Below are 7,579 nucleotides of genomic sequence, written 5' to 3'. Positions count from 1 at the left end.
GGTCAACAATAGTATGGTCAGCTTTGTGATCTTGACCTGTTTGAATGTTTGCGGAGGTGAGTAGTATTTAATATATTTTTCGGGTTGTGCTCAAAATCTGAAAATATTAAAACGTTAGCAAAGTCAGTTAGCTTGGTATAAGCGGTGTTGCTTATGAGACAAAATGCTATTACAGGGTGCGGCCCTACAAGGACAAGGATGAAAAAATGAAATCACGAAACTTGTATACGATCCATGACGTTATTGTTAGAGGCTATACCGTTACAGAACTTCCGAATGGTAAGTTCTTGCACCAGTTCACTCCTGCCACTACTGGTACTCTTTATCAGTTTGAAACGAATAGTAGTGCTGCCGAACTTGTAAATGGTGATCGTTACAATATCGGATTTATAACTGATCGTGAGGGGAGAAATATTATTGAACCTTCAGCTTTAGGAAAAGCTGATAGTGTCAATAAGTTGCTGAGCTATTCGGCGGCGAAACATTTTTCTCTGGATAAGCTTGCAGAAAATCAAGGGAAAAACGATGATCGTGTCAAGCATCGAGCTACTGACGGTTATTATTGGGGACGGAAATACGCTTGGCGACGTTTTGGGTTAGTAATGGCAAAGGGAGCTTTTTACAAGTATATGGAAGAGATCGCTCACCCTTTTGTTGTTTGTAAAACTATCAATGGCGACATCGGTATTCATTCTAATGAAGAATCAATAGCTTATAAGGAAGACGGTCTGGAAGAAGCGATGGATGCACTAATTGATACGGCAGAAAAGGTCGGTCGTTACTTTAAGTCGCCTCTTTATAGTGGTAGATTTCAAATTATTCCTGTTAATGCTATATCCGACAAAAAATAATTAATGTCTAGCTGTTGGAAACTATAATCCCCCTATGTTGTACGGGCTAGGGGGGATTTCCTTTGCATTAACCAATATGCACTAGTGTGCGATCAGCTACTAACTAATAGAAGCCCATTGCCAGCGTGTGTGAACCGATTTTCCTGTAAGAGCATTGAGGGCTCTACACATTTTTTTTGAAGATTTATCGAGCATTGTACGTTACTCAGTTCGATTTGGGAGGGAAAGCTTTATTGATTTTAAGTTTCAGGATGTGCTGACAAAGAGTTTTCAAACTCTGCAATCAGTTCTTGAAGATCAACTCCTAGGACCTTGCATAGGTCACGAAGCTGCACGATGTCCAACCTCCTTGATCCGGTTTCAACATCGCTCATGAAAGATTGTGGGCGCCCTAGAGCGGTTGAGCAGGCGACCTGAGTCAGTCCTGAATCTTTCCTGTGTTTCCTGATTAGTGTCAGCAGCACATCGTACTCACGGCGATAGATGGTCTTGGGCATATTCAGCTGGCTGGAAGGGGTAGCCATCCAAGCTATATCTGGTTTTCAGATATCTGAATTTGGGATAATCTACTTTGTCTCAGCTGGTGCTGATCAATTTCAAAGGAGATCGCTATGCGGAAATTTGGTTACTTTGCACTCATAGTAGGGCTGCTTTGCATCGTCGGTGCTTTAGCCATGGATGTTTCGGTGTCGTCGGGAGCGGGGCGAGTCAACAACATTGGGTTGATGGCCGAGCGGCAAAATTTCATCCTTATTGGGGGGCTTCTGCTGCTAGTTGGCGTAATTATGGCTGTTGCTGGAAAGCGTCAAGTGGCGGTCATCGGTAGCTCCAACGATGGTCGAGCTTGTCCAATATGCGCCGAGACTATTCGATGTGCAGCGGTGAAATGTAAGCACTGTGGATCCGAAGTGGACAGCGTCAACAACAGGTTGGGGTTTGACGCTGATGTAGTGGTAGAGCCTACGGAAAAGGAAAGGAGAATGCTTTGGGTTGCTCGCGGGATCTTGTATTCAATTTTTGCAGGATTTGTCGTGTTCTCTCTACTAGGCAGGTAATAAACCTCTGATCTATATGGGCGTATTCGCATGGACGAACGCGAATAGATTCCTCAAAAGCGTAGGGTAGGTTTTTCCTGTTTCCCCTGAAATCAGAATTGGTAACCTGATTGTGAGCTCCATCTTGATTCTGCTGGAATCCGGGGTAAGCGTTGGATATCGATCAGGCATATCCAGCCGGTACGGCATTCAGGGATGGACCTATGCCAAGCTTTCGCCAAATCCGATGGTGATGATCTAAATATGGCCTGACGTCGCGCAGGGTCGTTTATGGGAAGGTTTAACCGAGTAGGGGGCCACCACCCCGCTTTGTCGTCGCTCCTGTGAGCCTTAACGAGCGTTGCTGTATTACGCTTTATTCCAGTGACGTTTAACTGTAGCAATACCAATTTTGAGGTCAGCGGCTACTTCAGCCTGAGTCATGTCCTTGGCCTTGAGGCGTTGTACTGCTGCTGTGGTGTCGGTTGCTTGTGGACGTCCCAGCTTCTTTCCCTCGGCTTTCGCACGGAGCAAACCTTGTTGGGTGCGTTCGATCAGTAGGTCACGTTCAAACTCAGCGACAGCCCCAAGCACCTGCATTGTCATTTTGCCTGCTGCACTGGTGAGGTCTACGCCGCCAAGGGCGAGGCAGTGAACACGGATTCCTGTGGTTGCAAGGTGCTCCACAGTTTGACGGACATCCATAGCGTTACGGCCCAATCGGTCCAGTTTGGTAACGATCAGTACGTCTGACGACTCCATACGCTCAAGCAGTTTCTGAAAGCCGGGACGCTCAATAGCCGCGATGCTGCCAGAAATGGTTTCCTCTACCACTCGGCTCGCCTGTACCTCAAAACCAGCGGTTTTAACTTCATGCACTTGGTTTTCAGTGAATTGAGTCGAGGTGCTGACACGGCAGTACAGGAAGGTGCGTGACATGGTGAAGGCTCCGTATCGTTTAACGTGGTATCAGTCTACCTTGGTATCAACAATGAATGAAGCCTATTTTTATGGTGCGTAATACCGTCTGTCTGGAGGGTATCGTTTAACGGTCGTTTGATGATACCTAGGATCAGCTACGCCAGCTCACGTATCTTGAAAATGCCAGCGGTAATGGCCGATGCGTTTCTATCGATGGTTTCCAGTGCTCCGATCACGTTGCCGTGCGTTATGGGTGAACCTGTTGACCTTGCCCACAAGGCGAGTTCTTCAATAGCAGCAGCTAGCGCATGCTGGTTATGCAGTAGAAGGGTTAACACATCCGCCGTGGCTATATTGGCTTGGTTGTTGTCTGTCATGACCATAGTCCTTGTGGGTTACAAAGATCGTAGCTCAGACGCTACCGAATGACGTAGGTTGGTATTGCGGACGACACCGACATCATCTCTAGGGTTGACGCTAACGACGTGCAGCGGAGGTCACAGAAGGTTTGCGGTCTCTCTTTTTTCTTAATTTCAACCAGATTGCATTGCCTGTGAAGAAATCAGGGAGAAATGCAATCTTGCTTAACATGAAAAAGCTGGAAGCCAGTAAAAATCAGTGTTTGCGACCATGTTAGTCTTTTATTTGGAACTGAAAAAGAATGATTGCAACCTGATACCGCTCCTGATAACGGTCAATTGTCTAGAAGTTTTTGGATTCTTCGTCAACACTGTGTAAGGTGAACTTGCAAAGCTTGTTCGCTGTTGCTCTCCTTCCTGAATGCTCACCAAGTCTATTTCTGTGTGTACACACAGGAGATTGCTAAAATGCCTGATTGAAAATCAGAAATGACTGATAAGGTCTTAGCTCTTCAATACAATAAGTGTCAGCAAGTGAGCCGAAGGCGAATGCTTTCAGAAGAGAGGATGAGCGAAGCCCTCTCAGCTCTTGATCTTCTTCTGTGCGATGCACAAGATATCTAATCGTTCTGTGTGTCTCACACAGGAGACTGCAAGCATCTCTGATTGACAATCAGGAATGACTCTCTAGAGCTTATCAACTCTAATACAAAGACATGTTCGCAAGCTGAACGAAGTGAAGTGCTCTTAGAGAGGGTAGGGTGATAAACCCCTCTCGCCATTGATCTTAACTCTGTGTGATAACACAGAATATTATAACCACTGTCGTATACGACAGAATATTCATTTCACTCTAAAGAGAAAATGTTTTTTGATTTGAGAGGTCTAGCCTCTCCTCTTTCCCGACTTCACTAATACATATCCTGTGTGCCCCACACAGAAGATTATATTATTCTCAAATTAACCTATTCAAAGCTTACGCTTTAACCCTCACGATCTCGCCCTTCGCTGGCTCTTTAGTATGGTGGGAAAAGCCAGCGATTTTCGCTGAGGGTGTCAAACAAAGCTGCCCTCAACGTCTTTCAGCCAGCCTTGAGACTCAGCGTAGTCTAGGAACGGGTTAGCGCGGGTCGGCTCAGGGTAATACTTCGACGCCTCATCAACATGCCAGTCACCATTAGCACTGGTCATGGGGGTGTCAGGTGTTCCCTCAAGCAAGTCAGTTAGGACAAGTGAACGTTCTAGCAATCTAGCTAGCGGTTCCATTCCATAGCCTTGGATTGCCAGCTTCAGTAGGTGGCGTCTCGCGGCGTAGTGTTGTTTGCGTTGGGCAAGGTCGACCTCTTCACTGTCTTCTCTCCAGCGTGTTGAGTGACAATCCATATACTGATTCGTATGCTCTTCGATCCTAGCCGCTATGTCTTTGGCAGCGGCTTCAAGAAACTCACGTCCAGCAGTGGGCGCCCCCTCATCAATCCAGTCAGGTGTGAACAGGACATCGCAGTCATGCTGTGCTGCGCGGATGCGAATCTTCTGTTTCACATAGTTCAGGTCGTTCTGGTCGTAGCTGCTGATGTACTTGCCATTTTTGGTGTCCCACTTCGATCCGTATTCCTCATGCATGATGTCGCGCAGTTCGTACTCACGAATGCCATGCTGCCTTTTCGCCAGCGGATATACGCGCTCTACAGATTTGGCAAGCGGTGTATTGATCGGCGTAACCTTCTGGATTCCTTTTGTCAGAATCTTGATTTTATAGTCTGTCAGTCCGGTTATCAGCTCGATCTTCTTGTAGGACATCCCTTCTTGGCGAAGGGCGATAGCTTGTTGTTCTTTGTGCGTATTGCTCATGGTGATTCTCCTTTTGTTGGTTTAAGTCATAGGCATTTCCTCTCGGGTATTGCCGGTTGTTTTGGTTAAATCACAGCCGTAAAACTCCGCATGATGCGCTGAGTCGGAATCGACTAATGATCACCATGAGGTTTTGAGCGGTATGTTTGAGGCGCGCATTATACCGGAGCGGGAACCGCTTGTCAAAAAAAAGCTTGACATTTTGCTTTTCTAAAACCTGCTTCTCCTCATGAGTAAGCATTCATAACCGTGGGGTAGGAGCTGCTGTGTTTAAACTCAGCAAGCAAAAAGCCCCGCACAGACTGGGTAATCTGCCGGGGCCATCGTTGAGTAGGGTTGCATCGGGAACGCCCTATAAAGCCGTTGTGGAAGCTTTTAGCAGGTATCGCTAGCAGCGTCTGTCACTGGATCACTGGATCACTGAATTACCCCGGAATAACAAGTGGTGAATATGTGTCGCTTACCTCTTTGTCGATTTCTAACAATCGCTTATTGCGAGCATCATCGAGCTTCTTCTGTTCTTTCGCTTCCGCTGCTTGGATAAGTTGTTGACGTAGCAATTCTTGATATCGGACATGCTCACCTTGTAGGAATTCAACATATTCAGCTTTGACTCGAATTCGAATGTCATCAATATCTTTTTGCTGGTGTGATTCGGGCTTGATCATCCAGCACGAATGATTGAGTGCTTCGTGTGTGACTGCTTGATTACGAGCCACTGTGTAACCCTCTGCTACTTTCGAAGCTACCAGCTCAAGAAAGTCATGAGTGAGAGGTGAGCGTACATGTTCCATGCACTGGGTAGTACCCCTGTAGACATTGACCCAGCCTTGCAGCCTTACTTCAAACTCAGCATCATCCCATTTTGGTGGTGCGCCGCTAATTCTAATCTTATCAGTCATTTTAATTTTTCCTTTTGTGAATAAGTGCGATCATCGTATTTACGATGGTTTGTTTATGTTGTTCCTCACTGAGCTTAGTGATGGTGTTGTTAAAGGTGGTGATTGTATTTGCATCACCCTCAACGCTATCAGCGCTCTGTACTTGTACCAGAAGTTGTTTTGTTTGTTGTTGCATTGCACGTCGTCGTTCAAATGCTTTTGCGAGGCCAGCCGTAAAATAATCTAGACTAGTACTACTCATTTGAATTCTCCTGAGCTTCATAAAGCGCTGACACACCGTACTCAGTTGTCAGTTTGTCGATGATGTCGGTGGTTCTGCGGGCTTCGACTTTGTCGCCAACTGCAATTGCTGAATTGTGTAATGATAGGTAATGTTTAACTTGAAGCACTGCCAAGTGCCGTTCGAGTAGTGGTGTGTTCATATGTTGTTTATCCTTTGGTTTTTTTTGTGTTGAAAACATCTGACGTCTCTTTGATTTGGTACTTTGGATGCCCGGTTTCCGTGGCCTGTAGGGTAGGCAAAACGCATACCCTGTACCCTAACCAGGCGTGGCGATATTTCTCAGGTTTGGGCCAATGAACAGGCTTAACGTTTAAGTGATTCTAGGAAGCTCGGGCTTACAGCAGCGAGGTCGCCCACATTTACCAGCACGCCGTTGCGACGCGATTTAATAGCTAGCTTGTAGTATTTATTAAGCACTGTGTTTGAGACTGGATGAAATATGTGATGCTCGTCCGGCGTGGGTGTTTGAGATGTGGTGATTGCTTTCAGAATTAGCTGGGAGGGTTTATGGCTTACTAAGTAGTTCATGGTTCAGCTCCTTACATTGATCATTATCCTCTGACTTGTGGTTAAGTATTTTAGGAATGATTGTGGGGGTTAGGTATTTGCTTGTTTGAGCTTGCTGGCTTTATCGTCAGCACGTCTTAGATTGTTGGTAATAGTCGATACCATTACTTGCAAGCAGTGTTGGTGATTTGTGTAGCCAGTTCGCTGCATCAATGATTCAAGCTGCTGCACAGCTTCCTCATTCAATCTTACTAGCATTGCTTGCTCCTTAATTACAGGATGGTGGTGTTGCCAGAGAGCGCGAAATAATCAAAGATTGCACTGTCACACCAAGCTTAGCAGCTTCAATGCTGACAGTTTCAAAATGGGAAACATTGAATTTCAGCTTCAATGGCACCAGTTTTTCTTGCTTACTTCTCCAGTGCTTTACACGGCATTTATTTGAGCACGTTTTTGTATGACTTCGGCGGTTGATTAACTTCGTTCCGCAACTGAGGCAATTGTTTTCTTTAGGCACAGTAATGGCTCCAATGTGTATGGTGGGTTGTATAGGGTTGTTGTGTGTCGGCGTTACAGATTAGATTTTAAGCAACAAAAAGCCACAACTTTGAGGGGGTTGTGGCTTTTCGGAGTTAAGGAGAAACCTTTGCCGAGTCACTATTTCGAAATGGCTGTAACTAACAGTGATCCATCTGAGGGGGGGATGGATAATGCAGTAAAGGTTTCTCTCTATATGTGTTCATTATATCGCGAGAAACGCTTTTTTGTCAATAGAAAATCAATAAAGTCTAGCTTTTTCTATAATTATTTTTAGGGTTCGAATCTGAGATGCTGGATTGCTTCCACCATCGCTTTGATAGGAATACGGCTG

General features: G+C 45.7%; 10 protein-coding genes. 2 read left to right on the top strand and 8 right to left on the bottom strand.

Translation table 11 applies throughout. The annotated features are described in order from the left end of the window. The first annotated feature begins 206 nt into the window (after positions 1-206). Entirely contained in the window at positions 207-851 is a 645-nt protein-coding gene (locus tag YA0848_RS35270; RefSeq protein ID WP_198712339.1) for a hypothetical protein, read from the top strand. A 239-nt stretch (positions 852-1,090) separates the two neighbouring features. Here YA0848_RS35270 and YA0848_RS35265 read toward each other — a convergent pair whose 3' ends face one another. Continuing rightward, a complete protein-coding gene (locus tag YA0848_RS35265; RefSeq protein WP_198712380.1) occupies positions 1,091-1,348 on the bottom strand; it encodes a helix-turn-helix domain-containing protein in 258 nt (85 codons plus the stop codon). 114 nt (positions 1,349-1,462) lie between these two features. Here YA0848_RS35265 and YA0848_RS35260 point away from each other — a divergent pair, with 114 nt between their 5' ends. Beyond that, positions 1,463-1,906 carry a zinc ribbon domain-containing protein gene (locus tag YA0848_RS35260; protein WP_198731578.1) on the top strand — a complete coding sequence of 148 codons (444 nt, stop codon included), beginning with the start codon at positions 1,463-1,465 and terminating at the stop codon, positions 1,904-1,906. A 348-nt stretch (positions 1,907-2,254) separates the two neighbouring features. Here YA0848_RS35260 and YA0848_RS35255 read toward each other — a convergent pair whose 3' ends face one another. The 7 genes from YA0848_RS35255 to YA0848_RS35225 form a co-directional block, all read right to left on the bottom strand. After that, on the bottom strand, positions 2,255-2,824 hold the full coding sequence (locus YA0848_RS35255; protein WP_198712308.1) for a recombinase family protein: 570 nt from the start codon (positions 2,822-2,824) through the stop codon (positions 2,255-2,257). Positions 2,825-2,961: 137 nt separating this feature from the next. Next, positions 2,962-3,183: a hypothetical protein gene (locus YA0848_RS35250; protein WP_029294180.1), complete on the bottom strand. Its 222-nt coding sequence runs from the start codon at positions 3,181-3,183 to the stop codon at positions 2,962-2,964. 1,038 nt (positions 3,184-4,221) lie between these two features. Further along, complete coding sequence (locus tag YA0848_RS35245) at positions 4,222-5,016, bottom strand: hypothetical protein (RefSeq protein ID WP_198712307.1); 795 nt, start codon at positions 5,014-5,016, stop codon at positions 4,222-4,224. A gap of 425 nt (positions 5,017-5,441) precedes the next feature. After that, the gene (locus tag YA0848_RS35240) at positions 5,442-5,918 is read right to left on the bottom strand and encodes a hypothetical protein (RefSeq protein ID WP_198712306.1); all 477 of its coding nucleotides are present in this window, start codon (positions 5,916-5,918) and stop codon (positions 5,442-5,444) included. 1 nt (position 5,919) lies between these two features. Continuing rightward, the gene (locus YA0848_RS35235) at positions 5,920-6,159 is read right to left on the bottom strand and encodes a hypothetical protein (protein WP_198712305.1); all 240 of its coding nucleotides are present in this window, start codon (positions 6,157-6,159) and stop codon (positions 5,920-5,922) included. Beyond that, the gene (locus YA0848_RS35230; protein WP_198712304.1) at positions 6,152-6,379 is read right to left on the bottom strand and encodes a hypothetical protein; all 228 of its coding nucleotides are present in this window, start codon (positions 6,377-6,379) and stop codon (positions 6,152-6,154) included. Before YA0848_RS35230 ends, YA0848_RS35235 begins: the two co-directional genes overlap by 8 nt. A gap of 125 nt (positions 6,380-6,504) precedes the next feature. Further along, positions 6,505-6,729 carry a hypothetical protein gene (locus YA0848_RS35225; RefSeq protein ID WP_198712303.1) on the bottom strand — a complete coding sequence of 75 codons (225 nt, stop codon included), beginning with the start codon at positions 6,727-6,729 and terminating at the stop codon, positions 6,505-6,507. Positions 6,730-7,579 lie beyond the last annotated feature (850 nt).

Origin of the sequence: Pseudomonas sp. S4_EA_1b (assembly GCF_016307435.1) — a bacterium.
In the GTDB taxonomy this organism is placed as follows: Bacteria; Pseudomonadota; Gammaproteobacteria; order Pseudomonadales; family Pseudomonadaceae; genus Aquipseudomonas; species Aquipseudomonas rhodesiae.
Note: the sequence above shows the minus strand (reverse complement) of the source record. Positions and strands in the feature narration are given on the sequence as shown.

Bases quoted from the DNA above. Each gene is read 5' to 3' on its own strand.
- YA0848_RS35270 (WP_198712339.1), top strand. From the start codon at position 207: ATGAAATCACGAAACTTGTATACGATCCATGACGTTATTGTTAGAGGC.
- YA0848_RS35265 (WP_198712380.1), bottom strand. From the start codon at position 1,348: ATGCCCAAGACCATCTATCGCCGTGAGTACGATGTGCTGCTGACACTA.
- YA0848_RS35260 (WP_198731578.1), top strand. From the start codon at position 1,463: ATGCGGAAATTTGGTTACTTTGCACTCATAGTAGGGCTGCTTTGCATC.
- YA0848_RS35255 (WP_198712308.1), bottom strand. From the start codon at position 2,824: ATGTCACGCACCTTCCTGTACTGCCGTGTCAGCACCTCGACTCAATTC.
- YA0848_RS35250 (WP_029294180.1), bottom strand. From the start codon at position 3,183: ATGACAGACAACAACCAAGCCAATATAGCCACGGCGGATGTGTTAACC.
- YA0848_RS35245 (WP_198712307.1), bottom strand. From the start codon at position 5,016: ATGAGCAATACGCACAAAGAACAACAAGCTATCGCCCTTCGCCAAGAA.
- YA0848_RS35240 (WP_198712306.1), bottom strand. From the start codon at position 5,918: ATGACTGATAAGATTAGAATTAGCGGCGCACCACCAAAATGGGATGAT.
- YA0848_RS35235 (WP_198712305.1), bottom strand. From the start codon at position 6,159: ATGAGTAGTACTAGTCTAGATTATTTTACGGCTGGCCTCGCAAAAGCA.
- YA0848_RS35230 (WP_198712304.1), bottom strand. From the start codon at position 6,379: ATGTTTTCAACACAAAAAAAACCAAAGGATAAACAACATATGAACACA.
- YA0848_RS35225 (WP_198712303.1), bottom strand. From the start codon at position 6,729: ATGAACTACTTAGTAAGCCATAAACCCTCCCAGCTAATTCTGAAAGCA.